The sequence below is a fragment of the Nonomuraea sp. NPDC048882 genome, from assembly GCF_040649755.1.
GTDB classification, from domain to species: Bacteria; Actinomycetota; Actinomycetes; order Streptosporangiales; family Streptosporangiaceae; genus Nonomuraea; species Nonomuraea maheshkhaliensis.
On sequence record NZ_JBEZGB010000004.1, the window covers coordinates 647,163 to 666,663 of the forward strand.

20 protein-coding genes are annotated in these 19,501 nt (G+C 72.3%); 13 read left to right on the forward strand and 7 right to left on the reverse strand.

What is annotated here, in order from left to right; translation table 11 throughout:
• Positions 1-38: 38 nt before the first annotated feature.
• The 3 genes from AB0C27_RS17295 to AB0C27_RS17305 are packed head-to-tail and all read right to left on the reverse strand — an operon-like array spanning position 39 to position 3,404.
• Positions 39-815: a carbon-nitrogen hydrolase family protein gene (locus AB0C27_RS17295; protein ID WP_357844591.1), complete on the reverse strand. Its 777-nt coding sequence runs from the start codon at positions 813-815 to the stop codon at positions 39-41.
• Positions 775-1,701 carry a DUF418 domain-containing protein gene (locus AB0C27_RS17300; RefSeq protein ID WP_357844594.1) on the reverse strand — a complete coding sequence of 309 codons (927 nt, stop codon included), beginning with the start codon at positions 1,699-1,701 and terminating at the stop codon, positions 775-777. Before AB0C27_RS17300 ends, AB0C27_RS17295 begins: the two co-directional genes overlap by 41 nt.
• Positions 1,698-3,404 carry an alpha/beta fold hydrolase gene (locus AB0C27_RS17305; protein ID WP_357844597.1) on the reverse strand — a complete coding sequence of 569 codons (1,707 nt, stop codon included), beginning with the start codon at positions 3,402-3,404 and terminating at the stop codon, positions 1,698-1,700. Before AB0C27_RS17305 ends, AB0C27_RS17300 begins: the two co-directional genes overlap by 4 nt.
• Before the next feature lie 25 nt (positions 3,405-3,429).
• Between AB0C27_RS17305 and AB0C27_RS17310 the strand changes: the two genes are divergently transcribed.
• The 3 genes from AB0C27_RS17310 (at position 3,430) to AB0C27_RS17320 (ending at position 5,262) form a co-directional block, all read left to right on the forward strand.
• A complete protein-coding gene (locus AB0C27_RS17310) occupies positions 3,430-4,596 on the forward strand; it encodes a pyridoxal phosphate-dependent aminotransferase (protein WP_357844600.1) in 1,167 nt (388 codons plus the stop codon).
• Between the two features lie 91 nt (positions 4,597-4,687).
• A complete protein-coding gene (locus AB0C27_RS17315) occupies positions 4,688-4,891 on the forward strand; it encodes a DUF1778 domain-containing protein (protein ID WP_357844603.1) in 204 nt (67 codons plus the stop codon).
• Positions 4,888-5,262 carry a type II toxin-antitoxin system death-on-curing family toxin gene (locus tag AB0C27_RS17320; RefSeq protein ID WP_357844606.1) on the forward strand — a complete coding sequence of 125 codons (375 nt, stop codon included), beginning with the start codon at positions 4,888-4,890 and terminating at the stop codon, positions 5,260-5,262. Before AB0C27_RS17315 ends, AB0C27_RS17320 begins: the two co-directional genes overlap by 4 nt.
• A 71-nt stretch (positions 5,263-5,333) precedes the next feature.
• Here AB0C27_RS17320 and AB0C27_RS17325 read toward each other — a convergent pair whose 3' ends face one another.
• Positions 5,334-6,443 carry an FUSC family protein gene (locus AB0C27_RS17325; RefSeq protein WP_357844609.1) on the reverse strand — a complete coding sequence of 370 codons (1,110 nt, stop codon included), beginning with the start codon at positions 6,441-6,443 and terminating at the stop codon, positions 5,334-5,336.
• Positions 6,444-6,518: 75 nt separating this feature from the next.
• Positions 6,519-7,181 carry an alpha/beta fold hydrolase gene (locus AB0C27_RS17330; protein ID WP_357844612.1) on the reverse strand — a complete coding sequence of 221 codons (663 nt, stop codon included), beginning with the start codon at positions 7,179-7,181 and terminating at the stop codon, positions 6,519-6,521.
• 183 nt (positions 7,182-7,364) lie between these two features.
• Here AB0C27_RS17330 and AB0C27_RS17335 point away from each other — a divergent pair, with 183 nt between their 5' ends.
• The 8 genes from AB0C27_RS17335 to AB0C27_RS17370 all read left to right on the forward strand — a co-directional run bounded on the left by AB0C27_RS17335 (position 7,365) and on the right by AB0C27_RS17370 (position 13,938).
• Positions 7,365-8,462: a ring-opening amidohydrolase gene (locus AB0C27_RS17335; RefSeq protein ID WP_357844615.1), complete on the forward strand. Its 1,098-nt coding sequence runs from the start codon at positions 7,365-7,367 to the stop codon at positions 8,460-8,462.
• An 11-nt stretch (positions 8,463-8,473) separates the two neighbouring features.
• The gene (locus AB0C27_RS17340) at positions 8,474-9,013 is read left to right on the forward strand and encodes an SseB family protein (protein WP_357844618.1); all 540 of its coding nucleotides are present in this window, start codon (positions 8,474-8,476) and stop codon (positions 9,011-9,013) included.
• Positions 9,014-9,233: 220 nt separating this feature from the next.
• Positions 9,234-9,815: an A24 family peptidase gene (locus tag AB0C27_RS17345; protein ID WP_357844621.1), complete on the forward strand. Its 582-nt coding sequence runs from the start codon at positions 9,234-9,236 to the stop codon at positions 9,813-9,815.
• A 44-nt stretch (positions 9,816-9,859) separates the two neighbouring features.
• A complete protein-coding gene (gene aroC, locus AB0C27_RS17350) occupies positions 9,860-11,041 on the forward strand; it encodes a chorismate synthase (RefSeq protein WP_357844624.1) in 1,182 nt (393 codons plus the stop codon).
• A 78-nt stretch (positions 11,042-11,119) separates the two neighbouring features.
• Entirely contained in the window at positions 11,120-11,620 is a 501-nt protein-coding gene (locus AB0C27_RS17355) for a shikimate kinase (RefSeq protein WP_346110651.1), read from the forward strand.
• Between the two features lie 64 nt (positions 11,621-11,684).
• Positions 11,685-12,755 (forward strand): 3-dehydroquinate synthase, encoded by a 1,071-nt coding sequence (gene aroB / locus AB0C27_RS17360; protein WP_357844628.1) that lies wholly within the window; start codon positions 11,685-11,687, stop codon positions 12,753-12,755.
• Entirely contained in the window at positions 12,752-13,186 is a 435-nt protein-coding gene (aroQ, locus tag AB0C27_RS17365) for a type II 3-dehydroquinate dehydratase (RefSeq protein ID WP_357844631.1), read from the forward strand. Before aroB ends, aroQ begins: the two co-directional genes overlap by 4 nt.
• Positions 13,183-13,938 carry an SGNH/GDSL hydrolase family protein gene (locus tag AB0C27_RS17370; RefSeq protein ID WP_106234358.1) on the forward strand — a complete coding sequence of 252 codons (756 nt, stop codon included), beginning with the start codon at positions 13,183-13,185 and terminating at the stop codon, positions 13,936-13,938. Before aroQ ends, AB0C27_RS17370 begins: the two co-directional genes overlap by 4 nt.
• 43 nt (positions 13,939-13,981) lie before the next feature.
• Here the strand turns inward: AB0C27_RS17370 and AB0C27_RS17375 are convergent, their stop codons facing one another.
• Positions 13,982-15,958 carry an ATP-dependent DNA helicase gene (locus AB0C27_RS17375; protein ID WP_357844635.1) on the reverse strand — a complete coding sequence of 659 codons (1,977 nt, stop codon included), beginning with the start codon at positions 15,956-15,958 and terminating at the stop codon, positions 13,982-13,984.
• 251 nt (positions 15,959-16,209) lie between these two features.
• On the opposite strand from AB0C27_RS17375, the gene AB0C27_RS17380 reads away from it, so the two are divergent.
• A complete protein-coding gene (locus AB0C27_RS17380; protein WP_357844638.1) occupies positions 16,210-17,451 on the forward strand; it encodes a hypothetical protein in 1,242 nt (413 codons plus the stop codon).
• Positions 17,452-17,607: 156 nt separating this feature from the next.
• Positions 17,608-19,182: a Na+/H+ antiporter gene (locus AB0C27_RS17385; protein WP_357844641.1), complete on the forward strand. Its 1,575-nt coding sequence runs from the start codon at positions 17,608-17,610 to the stop codon at positions 19,180-19,182.
• 34 nt (positions 19,183-19,216) lie between these two features.
• Here AB0C27_RS17385 and AB0C27_RS17390 read toward each other — a convergent pair whose 3' ends face one another.
• Positions 19,217-19,474, reverse strand: coding sequence for a UBP-type zinc finger domain-containing protein (locus tag AB0C27_RS17390; protein WP_326638317.1), 258 nt, complete (start codon positions 19,472-19,474; stop codon positions 19,217-19,219).
• Positions 19,475-19,501: the final 27 nt, after the last annotated feature.

Consider the following 19,501-nt stretch of genomic DNA (forward strand, 5'->3'; position numbering starts at 1 on the left):
CTTTACGATCGCTTTACCCCCCGGTGGACCGCCAGGGCCTACAGCACGCGGTGTTCCAGGCACGGAAGCGTCGCGCGGGCGGTCGCCGTCCACTCGTGGTCGACCTCCACGACCCGCACGCCGGGGCCGGTGCCGAGGTCGGCGCGGACCACGCCCATCGGGTCGACCAGCATGCTGCGGCCCACCCCGAACCCGTCGGACGACTCGGCCGGATTGGGCGCCTGGCCGACGGCCGCGGTCCACATGGTGTTCTCCAGCGCCCTGGCCCTGACCAGGGTCACCCAGTGGTCCTCCTTGAGCGGGCCCGAGCCCCACGCCGCGATCACCGCGAACAGCTCGGCCCCCTGGTCGACCAGCGCCCTGGTCAGCTCGGGGAAGCGGATGTCGTAGCAGATGACCAGCCCCACCTTGACCCCGGCCAGCTCCACCACGACCGGCCCCGCGCCGGGCGCGACCAGGTCGGACTCCTTCGCGCCGAACGAGTCGAACAGGTGGATCTTCCGGTACGCGGCCCGCACCTCGCCCTGGGCGTCGATGGCCACGGCCGTGTTGTGCACCCGCCCGTCGCCCGGCTCGAACACGCCGGCGATCACCGCGGTGCCGTGCTCGCGGGCGGCCTCGGCCAGCCCCGTCACGAACGGCCCGTCCAGCGGCTCGGCCAGGTCGGTGATGCGCCTGCCGTAACGGGTCAGCGTGGCTTCTGGAAAGATCGCCAGCTCGGCGTCACCGGCCGCGGCCAGCGCCTCTCTGGCCCTCTTGAGGTTGGCCGACGGGTCAGGGGACACCGGGATCTGGCAGAGGGCGATTCTGGTCACGGCTCGACTCTAGCCGGTTGGGCATCGGCCGGAACAAGGTCAGGCACCGCCACACCCACTCCAGGGGGCCGTACCTGTGACGTCCGAGCCACCATCGGCTGAACAGGATCTGCGCGGCGATCGTGACCGCCGCCAGCGCGACCACCGCCCATCGGGTCGGATCGGCGTTCAGCAGCGGTTTCGCCAGCACGATCACCGCCGTGCCCGAGACGTAGTTGGTCAGCGCCATCCGGCCCAGCGGCTCCAGCACCGCCGACAGGCGCGGGCCCAGCGCGAGCAGCAGCCCCAGGCAGTACGCCGCCGCGCCCGTCAGGGCCGCGAGGCTGTAGACGGTCCACTCGTCCGTCAGCACCCACCCCACGCTCAGCAGCGCCGAGGTCACCGCTGCCGTCGCGAAACCCGGCAGCAGCAGCGTTCTGGACGGCCGCAGGCGCCACAGCCCCATGCCGAGCAGGAACAGCCCGGGGATCAGCAGCACCCCGCCGCCCACGGGAGGCAGTAGCGCCCACGTCGTCACCACCCCGCCCAGCAGCAGCACCGGCAGGGCTCCCGGCAGGAACGAGGCCGGCAGCAGCACCAGCGCCCCGTAGAAGGCGTAGTCGGTCAGCACCTCGCCCTCGTAGAACAGGTGCTGCAACTTGCCGATGCAGAAAAGCCAGAACAGCCTGCTCAGCAGCGTCCAGCGGCTGTGGCCGCGCAGGAACAGCAGGAAGCTGATGCCGAACAGCATCGAGAAGATCGGGTAGAAGCGGCTCTGGAACAGCGCCTCGATCGTCCAGTCGAGCGGGACGGGCGGCTTCTTCTCGGTGTGCTGCCAGGTGTTGACCAGCATGATGCCACCCACCGCGAAACCGCGGAGGGCGTCGAGCTCACGGATGCGCGTCACAGGACCCAGGTGAACCACCATACGAGGAATCCGGCACCGGTGACCGCCGCCGCGAGGAGTCGCAGCTTGCGCTCGTGGAGGAACGCGGCGGCGCCCAGGACCACCGAGGCGACGGCGATCCACGTGTACGGCCAGGCCAGGCCGGGGAGCCCGACGGCGAGCGCGGTCTCGTTCCGTGCCACCAGGGTCAGCACCGAGTCGGTGATCAGCCCGGTGAACGCCACGCCCGCCAGGCCCCCGAAGGCCCGCACCGCCCTGCCCCTGAGCGCGCCCGAGACGAGCTGAGCCAGGGAGACGAGCGCGAACAGGACGAAGGGCGCGGCCAACCACGGCGAGCGCGAGATCAGGTACGGGGCCGCGGTCACGTGCAGGTCGCCCGTCCGCGCGGCCCGCGGGTCGTCAGGGCAGGCGGTGACGGCGTACGACGCGGGGTCGGCGACGAACGCCACGATCCTGGCGCGGGCGCACGCGCTGGTCAGGAAGACGGCGTGGGAGACGCCGCCGAACTCCTGGAACCGGGCCGCGGGCAGGGCCTCGGCGGCGGGCCGCGCGGTCCTGGGCGGGGTGGTCGGGTCGTCGGCGCCGCCGAGTACGTAGACGGGGGCCCTGGTGGTGGCGTTCACGGGTGCGGCCTTGGGGAGCTGCCAGGCGTCACATACCGCTTTGTCGGCGTTCAGCGTGAAAAACCGGGACGCGGGGGTGAAGGTGTTGAACGGGACCTCGTCCTGGCACTGCACCGCGTGATACAGCCCGAACTCGTGCGACACCAGCCCCTCGCCCGCCGCGTCGGCCAGCGGCGCAAGCAGCTCGTCGCGGCCCCGCGCCAGCGCGTTCACCAGCGCGGGCGCCACCGCCGCCACGTCGCTCTCCTGCACCGCCTCGGCCAGGATCGCGGCCACGTCGTCACCGCTCATCCGCGCCGTGAACTCCCTGCCGAGCAGCGGATCCGTCGTCGGGACCAGGGCGGGCGAACGGTTCAGCCGCTCGCGCACGGCGGCGAAGCGGTCCTCGACGCCCAGGCGGCGCATGGTGTCGGTCAGGTTCCCGTCACGGTCGTCGTACCAGGCGACGCCCTCGGGCAGGAAGGAGTCGAGCACCAGTGAGCGCACGCCCTCGGGGTCGGCCGCGGCCGCGGCCAGCATGACCCTGGTGGAGTAGCTGACGCCGAACAGGTTCCACGTGTCGTACCCCAGCTCCCGCCGCAGCGCGGCCACGTCGGCGGCGATCTCCTTCGTGTTGTAGCCGCGCAGGTCGACGCCCTGCTCACTCAGCCGCTCCCGGCACCGGACGGCGGCGGCGCCGACGTCCGCGGGCGGCCGGCGCAGCCTCCCGAGCAGCGCCTGCGCGGTCTCGGGGCAGGCCAGCACGGGCCGCGAGAACCGGCTCCCGCGCTGCTCGATCGTCACCACGTCGCGGTCGGGGAACATCTGTGAGAGGAAGCCGATGAGCTGCGTGGACGCCGAGCCGGGGCCGCCGCTCATGTAGACGATCGGGTCGGGTCTGCGGCCCGGCGCGTCCGACATGTGCACGGCGTACCCGACCTGGATCTCGCGTTGGGGGGCGTCCCTGCGCTCGGGAACCTCCAGGAAGGCGCAGCTCGTACGGGCGGGCACGGGCACCGGGCAGGCACTCGGAGCGGGTCCCGAAGGAGTCATGACGGGGGGCGCGGACAGAGCGAGGGCGAGCACGACCCGAATGATCACGCGACGAGACTAATAGTGTGGAGCCGTGACCGAACCACTTGTTACCAGGATGCGCGCCTTCGGCACGACGATTTTCGCGGAGATGAGCGCGCTCGCCGTCCAGACCGGATCGATCAACCTCGGCCAGGGTTTCCCCGACACCGACGGTCCCGCGGCGATGCTCGACCGCGCCGTCCAGGCCATCGGCGCGGGCGCGAACCAGTATCCGCCGGGCCCCGGGGTGCTGGAGCTGCGGCAGGCGGTCTCGGAGCACCGGGTCGCCCACTACGGGCTCTCCTACGATCCCGTGGGCGAGATCCTGGTCACGGTGGGCGCCACCGAGGCCGTGGCGGCCACCGTCCTGGCGCTGTGCGAGCCGGGCGACGAGGTGATCGCGTTCGAGCCCTACTACGACTCCTACGCCGCCTCGATCGCGCTGGCCCAGGCCCGGCTGGTGCCGGTGACGCTGCGCCCCTCCGAGGGCCGCTTCACCTTCGACCCGGCCGAGCTGCGCGCCGCCGTCACCCCGCGCACCAGGGCCGTGCTCGTCAACTCGCCGCACAACCCGACCGGCACCGTCTTCACCCGCGACGAGCTGACCGCCATCGCGGAGCTCTGCCAGGAGCACGGGCTGATCGCCATCACCGACGAGGTGTACGAGCACCTGACCTTCGACGGGGTCGAGCACATCCCGATGGCCACGCTGCCCGGCATGCGGGAGCGCACGGTGATGATCTCCTCGGCCGGCAAGACGTTCTCCGTCACCGGCTGGAAGACGGGCTGGGTGTGCGCGCCTCCCGAGCTGGTCACCGCGGTGCAGACGGTCAAGCAGTTCCTCACGTTCACCGCGAACGCGCCGTGGCAGCTCGCCGTCGCCTACGGGCTGCGGCACGAGCTGGAGTGGGTGGCCGCGCTCAGGGCCGGGCTGCAGGACAAACGGGACCGGCTGATGGAGGGGCTGTCGGCGGCGGGCTTCTCGGTGCTGCGGCCGGCGGGGACGTACTTCGTGCAGACCGACATCCGGCCGCTGGGCTTCTCCGACGGGCTGGAGCTCAGCCGGCGGCTGCCCGAGCTGGCTGGGGTGGTGGCCATCCCGACGCAGGTCTTCTACGACCGTCAGGAACGGGGGCGGCATTTCGTGCGGTTCGCCTTCTGCAAGAAGGACGAGGTCATCGACGAGGCGGTCACCCGGCTGAAGCGCCTGTCCTCCTGAACGGCCCGCGACGGTCTTGACTCATCGTGACGGAAGATAAACTCTCTGTCATGGTATCGCGGTGATACCACCTCGTGTCTACGATGGGGGCATGGCTATGACCCTTCGCTTGAGCGACGAGCAGACCGAAGCCCTCCGCAAGCGCGCGGAGGCTGAAGGGCGGAGCATGCAGCAGATAGCCCTGCGGGCCATTGACGACTACCTTCAGCGGGTCTCGGAAGACGAGCTCACTGACGCCCTGGCGGAGAAGGGCGCCCAGCGATTCGCCGACCTATTGCGGAGGCTCGGCGAGTGACCAGCTACATCAGCCTGGAGCAAGGGCTGCGCGTCGCCCGCAGAGCCGTCGGAGGGCCTATCGAAGTCCGGGACCTGGGGCTCTTCGATGCGGCTCTGCTGCGGCCCCAGACCTCCTTGTTCGGCCGGGACGCCTATCCCGACCTCATGGTCAAGGCCGCCGCGCTGCTCCACTCGGTGGTCACCAACCATCCGTTCGTCGACGGCAACAAGCGAGCGGGCTGGCTGCTGACCTACGTCTTCCTGGCCAGGAACGGAGTAGAGCTCGATCCTGTCGACGACGACTCCGCGTATGACCTGGTCATCGCGGTCGCATCGGGCAAGATGACCGACCTGGACGAGATCGCCGACGTGCTGCGCACCTTCGTCTGAGGCCGCCCGCGGACGACGCTCAGCCACGTGAGGGCCCTCGCTCACCCGGTGGGGCCCCTCCCGGGTGACGCTCAGCGCCGCTGGGCCGCCTCGTCGGTCGCGCCGTTCGGCTCGTCGAGGGGGGTCAGCGCCGCCGTCGCCTCCTCGTGCCCCATCCCCGTCGCCTGCAACAGATCCACGACCACCGACCGCAGCTGCGCGATGATGACGTGCGCCGAGAAGCCCAGCCCGTCAGGCCGTTCTCGCGCCGCCACGGCCAGCAGCGCCTGCTGGGCCAGCGTCGGCTCCCGGCCGGCTCCGAGTTCGAGCTGCAGCAGCAGCGCCGCCTCCGAGACCTCGCGCATCGCCTCCGCCAGCGCGGCAGGCGGCGGGCTCGCCTCGCCGAGCGAGGCCAGGGTGCGCCGGCTCAGCACCCGCGCGTTGCGCAGCGCCAGGTCCACCGGCAGCGCGGCGGTCTCGTAGCGGGCCAGGCGGGCGCGCCGGTGCCAGTGCAGCGGGGAGATCATCGCGATCTCCTTGCTGGTCGCCAGCGCCTCCTCGAACTCCTCCACCGCCGCCTGCGTGGCCCGCGCCTCGTCCAGCGCCTCGGCCGCCAGGTCCGCGTCCCGCTTCTCGATCGCCTCCGCCGCCCGTTCCATCACTGTAGACAGCGCGTCGAGCACCCCCGACAGGTGCTTGGCCGCGATCGCGAACGGGCTCGCGGGCAGCAGCGCCACCGCCACGATGCCGATGACGCCGCCGGTGAGCGCGTCGGCCATCCGGTCCAGGCCGCCCGCGTCCTCGCCGGGCACCAGGGCGGCCACCAGCACGGCCGACGAGCCCGCCTGGGCGACGAACAGCGCGCCGCTGTTCAGCACCACCGCCACCGCCATGGCCAGCGCCACCACGAGCCCGAGCTGCCAGGCGCCCGAGCCGATCCACGACACCAGCAGGTCGCCCACGCCGACGCCCAGGCTGACCCCGACGACCAGCTCGACGAGCCGGCGCAGCCGCCGGCCGAGGCCGACGCCCACGCAGATCAGCACGGAGATGGGGGCGAAGAACGGATGGGAGTGGCCGAGCAGCTGGGTGGCGATGATCCAGGCCAGGGCGGCGCCGACCGCGCACTGCGCGATGGAGGGAGCCATCAGGCCGAACGTGCCCAGCCGGTCCTTGACGAGATCGCTGAGCCGGGTTCGCACCATTCCACGATGCCTGATCATTGTGACGGTAAGGTCACATCATCACCCTTTTGGTCCCTTTTCGTCCGATCGCGTTCACTCGTCGAGGAACGCCTCCACCACGCTCAGGAACTCCTTGCGGGCGTCCATGTGGATCAGGTGCCCGGCCTCGATCCTGACCAGCCGCGCGCCCGGGATGCGGGCCGCCACGTCGGGCTCGAACGGGCTCAGCGTCCCCGACAGCACCAGCGTCGGCGCCGTGATCCCGGTCAGGCCCTCGGCCCACGCCGGATCGGGGTTCAGCATCTGCCGTTCCGTGTCGTGCATCATCCGCCAGTCGAACCCGGTGGACCCGTCCTCCACGATCGGCTCGCGCCCGGTGAGAGGGTGGGCGGGCGGCGGGTCCTCCAGGACGAGCCGCGCGACCCGGTCCGGATGGCGCATGGCGAGGTGGTAGGCGACCACGCCGCCGAGCGAGTGCCCGACCACCGCCGCCCGCGCGGCGCCGACGTGGTCGAGCAGCGCCGCGATGTCCTCGGCCATCTCGGGCAGCGGGTACGAGCCCGGCCGGTCGCTGGCCCCGTGGCCCCTCAGGTCGGGCACGAAGACATGGCGCCGGGCCGCGAACCGCTGCGTGATGCCGTTCCAGTCGTTGTGGTCGGCGGTCCGGCCGTGGAGCAGCAGGAGCGGGGGAGCAGCGGGGTCGCCTTCCTCCCGGTAGACGAGCTTGATCCCGTTGACGTGCGCGTCGCGAATCACGTCCGCGACCCTACCCCTGGACCCCCGGGCCCCAAGGGCCCCCGGGCCGGCGTCGCGCCCCCGGAGCCGGACGCTGAGCGCACCTTGACATCACCGGCGGACTACGTGGGCACACATTGACCATGAACCCCGCCGACCGGGCTCGGTAGCGTGGGGGACCGCCGCCAGGAGAAAGGGCTACGCATGCCGGACCCCATCGAAGTGCGCAAAGTGCCGATCGAGAGCGTCACCGACGCCTCGGGGCTGTCGCGGCTCATCGCCGACGGGGTGATCGAGGCCGAGCGGGTGCTGGCCGTGGTCGGCAAGACCGAGGGCAACGGCGGCGTCAACGACTACACCCGCATCCTGGCCGACCGCGCCTTCCGCGAGGTGCTGGCCGAGCACGGGCATCCGGCGCCGGAGAGCGTGCCGCTGGTGTGGTCGGGCGGCACCGACGGCATCCTGAGCCCCCACGCCACCATCTTCGCCACCACCGCCGACGCCCCCGCCACCGACGAGCCGCGGCTGTCGGTCGGGGTGGCGATGAGCGAGGTCATCCTGCCCGAGGACATCGGCAGGCCCGCCATGGTGGAGAAGGTCGCCGCGGGCGTCCGCGAGGCCATGAAGATCGCCGGCATCGACGACCCGCGCGACGTGCACTACGTACAGACCAAGACGCCCCTGCTCACCCTCGCCACCATCACCGACGCCAAGAACCGTGGCCAGGACACCGCCATCGAGGAGACCGGCCCCTCCATGGACCTGTCCAACTCCACCACCGCGCTCGGCATCGCCGTCGCGCTCGGCGAGATCGAGACGCCGAGCGCCGACCAGATCCACAAGGACCTGTCGCTCTACTCCTCCGTCGCCTCGTGCTCGTCGGGCGTCGAGCTGGACCGGGCGCAGATCGTGCTGGTGGGGAACGTCCGCGGGATCGGCGGACGCTACCGCATCGGGCACAGCGTCATGAAGGACGCACTCGACGCCGACGGCATCTGGGAGGCCATCAGGGACGCGGGGCTCGCGCTGCCCGACCGCCCGCACCCGTCGGACCTCGACGGGCGGCTGGTCAACGTGTTCATGAAGTGCGAGGCCGACCCGTCGGGGCGGGTGCGCGGCCGGCGCAACATCATGCTGGACGACTCCGACGTGCACTGGCACCGGCAGATCAAGGCGGCGGTGGGCGGCGTGGCGGCCTCGGTCACGGGCGACCCGGCGGTGTTCGTCTCGGTGGCCGCCGTGCACCAGGGGCCATCCGGCGGCGGGCCGGTCGCGGCCATCGCCGACCTGGGGCAGCGGTAGTCTCGGAGGTTGTGCCGAGCATCCCGCAGCCCCTCGATCCCCACGACGACGGCGCCGCGGCGCCCGCCGTGGCCGCCGCCCTGTCCGCGTACGAAGCGGGCACGGCCGGTCCCGCCGAGGTCCTCAACGCCCTCTCCGGCGCGCGGCTGCTCGTGCCCGTGGTCGCGCTCCTGACCGAGACCGAGGTCGGCGCGCACGGCCTGAAGCAGGAGAAGGAGAGCGAGATGGCCCTGCCCAAGCTCGTCGGGCAGGACGGCAGGCAGGCGGTGCTCGCCTTCACCGGCACCGACGCGCTGACCAGGTGGCGGCCCGACGCCCGGCCGATCCAGGCCACCGCGCTGCAGGTCTGCCAGGCCGCCGTGCAGGAGCGGGCGGCGGCGGTCGTGGTGGACGTGGCCGGGCCTGTGCAGTTCGTGATCGAGGGCGAGGTGCTGGCGGCGCTGGCCGCGGTCGAGTCCGGCACCGTGGGCGAGCTCAGCGGGGTGACAGTGGCCAAGGTGACGCCCGCCGCCCCGCGCCGGCGCCGCTGGTTCTCCCGCAAGAACGGATAAGTCCAGATATCGGCAAGGCCGGTGTCCGGCGGGGTGTGATGACGGGCGATGCGGTGCGACACGCGCCGGAGCGGGACCGTGTCAGGGCTCCCGGCGGAGCGGGGCGGGCCCGGGTTCTGGGCCGGGCGGGATGCGCGGCCGGACTCGCGGAGCGGAGCGGTCATGCTCACTCTGCGGGGTGGCCTGCGGGTGGGTGGGTGTGCGGGTTATGGTCGGCGGCGTGGTCGCACTCATGGCGCTGATCGGCCTGTTCTGCGGAGACCGCATCAGGGCGCTGGCCCGCTCCTACGACGACCTCCCCGCGCCCGCCCCGTCCTGGCCCGCTTTGGAGCCGGTGTGCGCCGGGGTGGCCGCGCTGGTCGCGTGGCGGGCGGGGCTCCCTTACGTGTGCTTCGCCGTCATCGGCCTCGCCCTGGCGGTGATCGACTGGCGTACCAGCACGCTGCCCGACGCGATCACGCTGCCGGCGTACCCGATCACCGCGCTCGCGCTGCTGCCGACCGGCGAGCTGCCCAGGGCGCTGGCCGGCGGGGCGGCGCTGGTGGCCGCGTACGGGCTGCTCTGGCTCGTCAGGCCGCAGGCCATGGGGTTCGGCGACGTCAAGCTGGCCGGGCTCATCGGCATGGCCGCCGGCGCGCTCGGCTGGCAGGCCGTGGTGCTGGCCGCCTTCTGCGGGCAGCTGCTCGCCGCCCTCTACGGCCTGGCCCTGCTGCTGACCGGCCGCGGCACGCGGGACACGCAGTTCCCCTTCGGCCCCTTCATGCTGCTGGGGGCGCTCACGACACTCTGTCTCGCATGGTGACCGGAGGGACATCTCACTAGGCGGTACGTGGAAGACTTGTACGCATGTTGCGCTGGTTGACCGCCGGAGAGTCCCACGGCCCCGAACTCGTCGCCATCCTCGAAGGCCTGCCGGCCGGGGTTGAGGTGACCACGTCCGCCATCGACGAGGCCCTGCGCCGCCGCAGGCTCGGCTACGGTCGCGGGGCGCGGATGAAGTTCGAGCAGGACCAGGTGACGATCGCCGGTGGCGTCCGCCACGGCCGCACCATGGGCAGCCCGGTCGCCGTCCGCGTCGGCAACACCGAGTGGCCCAAGTGGGAGAAGGTCATGTCGGCCGACCCGGTCGACCCGGCCGAGCTGGAGGGCCTGGCCCGCAACGCGCCCAGGTCGCGCCCCCGCCCCGGCCACGCCGACCTGGCGGGCATGCAGAAATACGGCTTCGACGACGCCCGCAACGTGCTCGACCGGGCCAGCGCCCGCGAGACCGCCGCCAGAGTGGCGCTCGGCGAGGTCGCCAGGCGCTTCCTCAAGCAGGCGCTCGGCGTCGACATCGTCAGCCACGTGACCGAGATCGGCGGCGCGCGCACGCCGTCCCCGGTGCTGCCCGGCCCCGGCGACCTGGCCAGGATCGACGCCGACCCGGTGCGCTGCTCCGACGCCGAGGGCAGCGCCGCGATGGTCGCCGTGATCGACAAGGCGCACAAGGACGGCGACACGCTCGGCGGCGTCGTCGAGGTGCTCGCCTACGGCCTGCCGCCGGGCCTCGGCAGCTACACCCACTGGGACCGCAGGCTCGACTCCAGGCTGGCCGGCGCGCTCATGGGCATCCAGGCGATCAAGGGCGTGGCGGTCGGCGACGGCTTCGAGACGGCACGGCGTCCCGGCTCCCAGGCCCACGACGAGATCGAATACACCACCGACGACGGCGTGCGCCGCATCACCAACCGCGCGGGCGGCGTCGAGGGCGGCATGAGCAACGGCGAGGTCCTGCGGGTCAGCGCCGCCATGAAGCCCATCTCGACGGTGCCGAGGGCGCTGGCCACGATCGACGTCAAGACCGGCGAGGCGGCCAAGGCCCACCACGAGCGCTCCGACGTGTGCGCCGTCCCCGCGGCCGGCATCGTGGCCGAGGCGATGGTGGCGCTGGTGCTGGCCGACGCGGCGATCGAGAAGTTCGGCGGCGACTCCGTGGAGGAGGTCGCCCGCAACCTGTCCGGCTACCTCTCCTCCATGGTGATCAAGTAAGCCCGGCGCGGATGCGCCAAGTGAGCCAGTGCGGGTGAGACGACTGAGCACGGTGCGGATGAGAATGGTGAGCGACATATGAGCAGGGTTGTGCTGATCGGGCCGCCCGGATCCGGCAAGACCACGCTCGGGCGGCTGCTGGCCGAGCGGCTCGGCGTCGGGTTCCGCGACACCGACGCCGACATCGAGGCCGTGGCGGGCAAGCCCGTCTCCGACATCTTCGTCGAGGACGGCGAGGAGCGCTTCCGCGAGCTGGAGCACGACGCCGTGCGCCGGGCGCTGGCCGAGCACGACGGCGTCCTGTCGCTCGGCGGCGGCGCCGTGCTGCACGCGGAGACACAGACGCTGCTCCAGGGCCAGCACGTGGTCTACCTCCAGGTCGGGCTCTCCGACGCGATCCAGCGGGTCGGGCTCGCCTCCGCCAGGCCGCTGCTGGTGCTCAACCCGCGCAGCCAGCTGAAGAAGCTGATGGAGGAGCGGCGCCCGATCTACGAGCGGCTGGCCGTCATGACGGTGGTCACCGACAAGCGCGAGCCGGCCGACCTGGCCGACGAGATCGTGAAGGGCCTGGGCGCATGACGAGTCCGTGCGCGGGCCCCGCCGCGAAGGCCAGGGTGATCGCGAGCGTGAAGGTGGTGGCCTCGTGACCGCGACGCGGATCCACGTGCGCGGCGACAGCCCCTACGACGTCGTCGTCGGCACCGGCGTGCTGGCCGAGCTGGCCACGCTCTTCAAGCCCGGCGTGCGCACCGTAGCGGTGGTCAGCCCCGAGACGCTGCCGGAGATCTCCCGGCCGGTCCGCGCGGCGCTGTCCGAGGCCGGCTACCAGGTGGTCGAGCTGACCGTGCCCGACGGCGAGCGGGCCAAGAGCGTCGAGGTGGCCGCGCGGCTCTGGTCCGAGCTGGGCCGCCACGGCGTCACCAGGTCCGACGCCGTGGTCGGCGTGGGCGGCGGAGCGACGACCGACCTGGCCGGGTTCGTGGCGGCCACGTGGCTGCGCGGCGTGCAGGTCGTGCTGGTGCCGACGACGCTGCTGGCCATGGTCGACGCGGCGGTCGGCGGCAAGAACGGCATCGACACGGCCGAGGGCAAAAACCTCGTGGGCACGTTCCTGCCGCCCGCCGGCGTGCTGTGCGAGCTGTCCACGCTCGACAGCATGCCGAGGCGCGACTACGTGGCGGGCCTGGCCGAGGTGATCAAGGGCGGCTTCATCGCCGACCCGGAGATCCTGCGGCTGGTCGAGTCCGACCCCGAGGCGGCCACCCGCCCCGGCGGCCCCCACACCCGCGAGCTGATCGAGCGCAAGATCCGGGTGAAGGCCGACGTCGTGGGCGCCGACCTGCACGAGGCCGGGCTGCGCGAGATACTCAACTACGGCCACACGCTCGGCCACGCCATCGAGCGCGACGAGCACTACGGCATCCGCCACGGCGAGGCCGTGGCCATCGGCATGGTCTACGCCGCCGAGCTGTCCAGGCTGGCGGGCCGCGCCGACCTCGTCGAACGCACGCGTGCCATCCTGACCGGCGTCGGCCTGCCCGTCTCCTACCGCGCCGAGGCCTGGCCGCGCCTGCGCGACCACATGCGCCTGGACAAGAAGAGCCGCGGCGCCAAGCAGCGCTTCGTCGTGCTCGACGGCCTGGCCGAGCCCGGCCGCCTCGAAGGCCCCGCGGAAGAGCTGCTCGAAGCCGCCTACAAGGAGATCGCCGAATGATCCTCGTACTCAACGGGCCCAACCTCGGCCGGCTCGGCAAGCGCGAGCCCGGCGTCTACGGCGCCTCCACCTACGAGGACCTCGTCCAGCTCTGCCGCGAGACCGCGGGCAAGCTCGGCCACGACGTGGACGTGCGCCAGACCGACTCCGAGGCCGAGCTCATCGGCTGGATCCACGAGGCGTGCGACGGGCGCATCCCGGTGGTGCTCAACCCGGCCGCCTTCACCCACTACTCCTACGCCGTGCGCGACGCCGTGGCCCAGCGCACCGCCCCGCTCATCGAGGTGCACATCTCCAATCCCGCGGCCAGGGAAGAGTTTCGTCATACCTCCGTCGTGGCCGGGGTGGCGACGGGCACGATCGCGGGCTTCGGACTACAGTCGTACGTCCTTGCGCTGCACGCTATCGCGGAGATGAACACCACCTCATGAGGCACTACAAGTCCTTCGTCGCCCTCGGCGACAGCTTCACGGAAGGGCTGAACGATCCCGGTCCCGACGGCCACTACCGGGGCTGGGCCGACCGGGTGGCCGAGCGGCTCGCCGCCGACGACCCCTCCTTCCGCTACGCCAACCTGGCCGTCAGGGGCAAGCTCCTCGACCAGGTCGCGGCCGAGCAGGTGCCGGTGGCCGTGGAGATGGGGGCCGACCTGGTCAGCTTCTGCGCCGGGGGCAACGACCTGCTCAGGCCGGGCAGCGACCCCGACGTGATGGCCAAGACCCTCGCGCGGGCCGTGCGCGACCTGCGCGCGGGCGGGGCCGACGTGCTGCTGTTCACCGGCGTCGATCCGCGTGACACGCCGCTGATGCGGCGCCTGCGCGGCCGATTCGCCATCTACTACCTGCACCTGCGCTCCATCGCCGACCTGTACGGGTGCCGCCTCGTCGACCAGTGGTCCATGCAGGGGCTGCGCGACTGGCGGGCCTGGAGCGCCGACCGGCTGCACATGAACGAGGACGGTCACCGGCTCGTCGCGGCCCGGGTGCTCGACGTGCTGGGCGTGCCGTTCGAGGACTGGCGCAAGGACTGGCCCGAGCGTTCCGTCGATCCTCGGGCCCGGCGGCGCGAGGACGCCCAGTGGATGCGCGAGCACCTGGTGCCGTGGATGTCGCGCCGCCTGCGCGGCGTGTCGTCGGGCGACGGCATCCTGCCCAAACGCCCCGACCTCGCCCCCTGGTCCTGACCGGCACCTTTCCCGGGCCGCAGGTACGGCCCGGGGACGCGGGTCAGGCGGGTTCGGTGGCCAGGCGCTTGAGTGCGGCCCGGGGGACCGCCGGGTCGGTCGTGCGCCAGAACGGCGGCAGCGAGCCCAGCAGGAAGCCGCTGTAGCGGGCGGTCGCCAGCCGGGGATCCAGGACCGCGATCACGCCCTTGTCGTCCTGGGAGCGCAGCAGCCGCCCGACCCCCTGGGCCAGCAGCAGCGCCGCGTGATTGGCGGCCACCGCCATGAAGCCGTTGCCGCCCCTGGCCGCCACGTGCCGCTGCCTGGCCGAGGTGAGCGGGTCGTCGGGGCGCGGGAACGGCACCCGGTCGATGATGACCAACCGCAGCGAGGGCCCGGGCACGTCCACGCCCTGCCACAGCGACAGCGTGCCGAACAGGCAGGTCGGCTCGTCCTCGGCGAACTGCTTGACCAGCAGCATCGTCGAGTCGTCGCCCTGGCACAGCAGCGGCACGTCCAGCCGGTCGCGCAGCGCCTCGGTGGCCGCCTTGGCCGCGCGCATCGAGGAGAACAGACCCAGCGTGCGCCCCCCGGCCGCCTCGATCAGCTCGGTGATCTCGTCGAGGTACTGCTGCGGCAGCCCGTCGCGGCCCGGCTGGGGCAGGTGCTTGGCGACGTACAGGATGCCCGCGCGCGGGTGGTCGAACGGCGAGCCGACGTCGAGGCCCTGCCAGCCCTTGCCGTCGCCGAGCCCCCACTGCGCCGCCAGCGCGTCGAACGTGCCGCCGAGCGCCAGCGTGGCCGAGGTGAGCACGACCGTGCGCTCGCCGAAGAGCTTGTCGCGCAGCATGCCGCTCACGCTCAGCGGCGCGACGCGCAGCGCCGGCGGGCGCCGGTCGGTGCCGGCGTCGAGCCAGACCACCTCGGCGCGGTCGGACTCGGAGTCGTGGCCGTACGCCTCCAGCATGCGCACCGCCGTGTCGTGCACCTCGTCCAGGGCGTTGAACGCGGCCTTGCGCTGCCCGGCCTTGTCGGGGTCGTCCTTGTCGGCGTTACGCGGCCCCATGGCGGTGACGCAGCGCCAGGAGGTGTCGCGGATGAGCTGCAGCGTCAGCCCGAGCACCTGGGGCAGCTCGTCGATGCGGCCGGGCGGCGCGGCGGCCAGCAGTGCCTTGAGGTCTTCGCCGGCCTCCATGAGCTGGTCGGCGAGGGGCTGGTCGATCAGCCGGCCGACCCGGCGCACCGCCAGCATCACCGACGACTCCGACAACTCGCCGGTCACCACGGAGGTCACCCGGTCGACCAGCTCGTGGGCCTCGTCGACCACCACGACCTCGTGCTCGGGCAGCACCGGCAGCTCGCCCATGGCGTCGATGGCCATCAGCGCGTGGTTGGTCACCACCACGTCGACCTCGCCGGCCCGCGCCCTGGCCAGCTCGGCGAAGCACTCGGCCCCCGAGGGGCAGCGGCTGGCGCCGAGGCACTCCTGGGCGCTCACGGAGAACTGCCGCCAGGCCTGCTCGCTCACGCCGGGCACCAGCTCGTCGCGGTCGCCGGTCTCGGTCTCCTCGGCCCACTCCTGGATGCGCTGCACCATGCGGCCGGTCGCGCTCACCTCGCGCGGGTCGAACAGCTGGTCCTGCTCGTCCTCCTCGGGCCAGCCGGCCGTGGCCTTGTAGCGGCACAGGTAGTTGCGGCGGCCCTTGAGAATGGCGAACGTCGGCTCGTGCGGCAGCTCCTTGGCCAGCGCCTCCGACAGCCGGGGCAGGTCGCGGTCGACGAGCTGGCGCTGCAGCGCGATGGTGGCCGTGGAGATCACCACGGGGGTGTCGCTGTCCATCGCGTGGCGGATGGAGGGCACCAGGTAGGCCAGCGACTTGCCGGTGCCCGTGCCGGCCTGGACGGCCAGGTGCTCCTCGGTATCGATGGCCTTCTGCACCGCCTGGACCATGGTGATCTGGCCCTGACGTTCGCTCCCTCCGAGAGCTTTGACCACGATGCTGAGCAGTTCGTCCACTGACGGGAGATGGGAGTCCGGCACGGCAGTAAACGCTACCCGCTCTCCGGCGCCGCCGCGCCGAACGCCGTGTGATCGGCCAGACGCATCCTGGCGTTCGCGAAAACTCCCGCCGGGTTGCGTGGCACACTGGGCGATCGGAACTCCAGCCGGTGACGTAGTGTCTTCACGGGTTGTGACCACAGGGGTTCCGGGAGTAGATGGGAAGGCCGGTTACACAGGGTTTTCCGGGGTTGAGTGGACGAATAAAGGCTGGTTAAAGCAGTATGTCTGCCATGTCGGAAGTTGTCCCGTTGCCGTCGTTCGGCGAAGTCTTCTTCGATGCACGAGGTCAGGAGCGGTGCCTCCGGGTCACGTGGCATGAGGGCACGCTGGTCCTCAGCCTGTGGCGCGGCGAGATGTGCACCGCGAGCTTCCGCATGCCGATGGAGGACGTCGGGCGGCTGCTCGACACCCTCGACGAGGGCTTTGCGGAGGCCACGGGCGAGCAGCCCGCCGTGCCCGCGCCCGAACCCGGCACCGAGGTCATGCCGGGCACCGGCACCTACCACCGCCCCGGCCAGCACGGACAGCAACCGGGCCAGCAGCCCGGGCAGCAGCCGCCCCGGCAGCCGCAGCTCGACGAGCGGCCCACGGCGGCGCTGTCGCCCAGCGACGTCCTCGTGGCCAGGGGCACCCCTGCGGCACACCAGGACAAGCTGGTGGCCTCCTACGGCGAGACGACGGCCCCCCGCGACACCGGCTACGCCGACCCCTCCAGGGACAGCACCCCCGCGTACGGCGAGCCGCGCAACCTCTTCACCGGCCCCCAGTACGTCGACTCCACCGGCCCCCAGCAGAAGTACGCCGGCGACTCCTTCAGCGGCCCGCAGTACACCTCCGATCCGCTCAGCGGACCCCACCAGTACGGCCAGGACCCGCTCAGCGGCCCCCACCCCTACGCCCAGCAGGTCCAGCCCGAGCCGTTCACCGGCCCTCAGTACGTGGACAACGAGCCCGTCTACCAGATGCCCGGCTCCGACCAGCGCCGCCAGGCCCCGCTGAGCACCGACCCGCTCGGCTTCCCCTCGCAGGCGGCCGACCGCTACCAGGCGCCCGCGGCCGCCGACTATCCCTCCGACCCGTACGGCGGCCGCCGCCCCGACGCCTACCAGCAGCCCCACCCCCAGGCCCACCCCCAGCCCCAGACTCAGGCACAGCCGCAGCAGAGCACGGCGGGCCTGGGCACGCCCATGCACGGCATCCCCGGCGCGGGCCGCCGCCACACCGCCCCGCAGCCGCCGCAGCCGGCGCCGGTCCACGACGACTACGGCTCCTACCAGAGCCCTCAGCAGCCGAACCCGGTCGACCCGCTGATGACCCTCGGCCGGCCGGACCAGCAGTACCCGCCCGCGTCCGGGCAGCATCCCGACGACATGTCCCGCCCCTACGTCGGGGACCCCATGTTCTCCACGGGCGAGCGCCTGCGTCCTGACCAGCCCGACTATCACGAGAGAAGCGACCGCAGGGAGTGGTGACGGCTCACCCCGTCCCACCGGGTACGCTCACCGCGAGACGATCGGGCCAGGGCTGGCCCCGGCGGCCGATCACGAGTCGTGGAGCGAGCCCCGCGGAGCCGTGGCTCCGAAGGGCGGTCCCGACCCCATCGGGCTGGGCGTGGGAGGGGCGCGGCGTTGACATCGACCATGGGCCTGCAACTGCTGCTGGTGGCCGCCGGCGCCATCGCCGTGGCGGCCGTCGCCAGGCGCATGGGCTGGCCGGCCCCGCTGCTGCTGGTGGCCGCGGGGCTGCTGGTCTCGCCCATGGTGCCGGCGGTGCCGCTGCAGCCCGAGCTGGTGCTCTACGTGTTCCTGCCGCCGCTGCTCTACTCCGCCGCGCTCGACAGCTCCTACCTGCGCCTGCGTGACGTCAGGCGGTCGGTGGGGCTGCTGTCGGTCGGGCTGGTGCTGTTCACCACGGCGGTGGTCGGGATGCTGGTCAACTTCATGCTGCCGGACCTGCCGCTGGCGCTGGCGTTCGCGCTCGGCGCCATCATCGCCCCGCCCGACGCGGTGGCCGCCGTCGCGGTCGGCCGGCGGCTGGGGCTGCCGCGCCGGGCGCTGACGATCCTCATCGGCGAGAGCCTGTTCAATGACGCCACCGCGCTCACCCTCTACCGGGTGGCCATCGGGGCGGCGCTGGGCGGCGCGGTCAGCGTGTGGGAAGGGCTGGGCGAGTTCGTGTTCGCCGCCGCCGGCGGGGTGGTGATCGGGCTGGTGCTGGCGTTCGCGCTGGCGTGGCTGTTCCAGCGGACGCGCGACTCGCTGGTGGAGAACACGCTGATGCTGCTGATCCCGTTCGCCGCCTACCTGGCGGCGGAGTCCGTGCACGCCTCGGGCGTGATCGCGGTGGTGATCGTCGGCCTCTACCTGGGCAATCGCATGCATCTGCGCGGGTTCGGCACCCGGCTGGTGTCCGATGCCGTGTGGAAGGTCACCGACTTCTTCCTCGAAGCGGTGGTGTTCGCGCTGATCGGGCTGCAGCTCGTGACCGTGATCAAGGGCATCACCGGCTACGGGGCCTGGGAGGTGGCGGGTTACGCCGGGGCGGTGCTGGCGGTCGCAATTGTGGCCAGGTTCGCCTGGATGTTCGGCCACACCTACCTGCTCAAGCTCCTCGGCCGTACGCGGCCGACGGCGGCGGAGACGGTGATACTCGGCTGGGCGGGCATGCGCGGCGTGGTGTCGCTGGCGGCGGCCTTCGCCATCCCGCCCACGGTGCCGGCCAGGGACCGGGCGCTGCTGCTGTTCCTGACGTTCACCACGGTCATCGGCACGCTGCTCATCCAGGGCACCACGTTCCCCGCGCTGATCAGGCGGCTGCGCGTGTCGAGCGAGCAGGAGCGCTACGACGACCGCCTGGCGGAGGCGGCGGCCCAGCAGGCGGCGCTCGAAGCGGGGCTCGCGGAGCTCGACCGGCTGGTCGGCGAGCAGGAGGGCGAGCCCGACCAGATCCAGAAACAGGTCATCGACCAGCTCAGGGAGAAGTCGTGGCGGCGCTCCCTGTCGGCGTGGGAGCGCCTCGGCGGCGGCACCGGCCCCGGCGGCGCGGAGACACCGAGCGCGCTCTACCGCCGCCTGCGCCGCGACATGCTGCAGGCCGAGCGCCAGGTCTTCGTCCGGCTGCGCGACGAGCGCCGCCTCGACGACGAGGTGCTGCGGGAAGTGATGGCCCAGCTCGACTTCGAAGAGGCCATCCTCGAACGCTGACACACGCGGCCGGAGGAGCCCCCGGCCCAGCGCGTCAGCCCATCTGGCTGTCGACGAAGCACCACCGCCAGTTCTCGCCGCGCTCGTAGGACTGCACGACCGGATGGCCGCTCTCGTGGAAGTGGGCCGTGGCGTGCTTGGCCGGCGAGGAGTCGCAGCACCCGATGTGCCCGCACTCCAGGCACCGGCGCAGATGGACCCACCGGCCGTCGTGGGCCAGGCACTCCTCGCACCCGTCGGGCGTCCTGGCGGCGGGGTCGGCGGCCTGAGAAAGATGCTCACAAATTGCCATACTCGAAATCCTAGGCCGAGAGTCGCG

Bases quoted from the DNA above. Each gene is read 5' to 3' on its own strand.
- AB0C27_RS17315 (WP_357844603.1), top strand. From the start codon at position 4,688: ATGGCTATGACCCTTCGCTTGAGCGACGAGCAGACCGAAGCCCTCCGC.
- AB0C27_RS17335 (WP_357844615.1), top strand. From the start codon at position 7,365: ATGCCGGACCCCATCGAAGTGCGCAAAGTGCCGATCGAGAGCGTCACC.
- aroC (WP_357844624.1), top strand. From the start codon at position 9,860: ATGTTGCGCTGGTTGACCGCCGGAGAGTCCCACGGCCCCGAACTCGTC.
- AB0C27_RS17355 (WP_346110651.1), top strand. From the start codon at position 11,120: ATGAGCAGGGTTGTGCTGATCGGGCCGCCCGGATCCGGCAAGACCACG.
- aroQ (WP_357844631.1), top strand. From the start codon at position 12,752: ATGATCCTCGTACTCAACGGGCCCAACCTCGGCCGGCTCGGCAAGCGC.
- AB0C27_RS17370 (WP_106234358.1), top strand. From the start codon at position 13,183: ATGAGGCACTACAAGTCCTTCGTCGCCCTCGGCGACAGCTTCACGGAA.
- AB0C27_RS17380 (WP_357844638.1), top strand. From the start codon at position 16,210: ATGTCGGAAGTTGTCCCGTTGCCGTCGTTCGGCGAAGTCTTCTTCGAT.
- AB0C27_RS17390 (WP_326638317.1), bottom strand. From the start codon at position 19,474: ATGGCAATTTGTGAGCATCTTTCTCAGGCCGCCGACCCCGCCGCCAGG.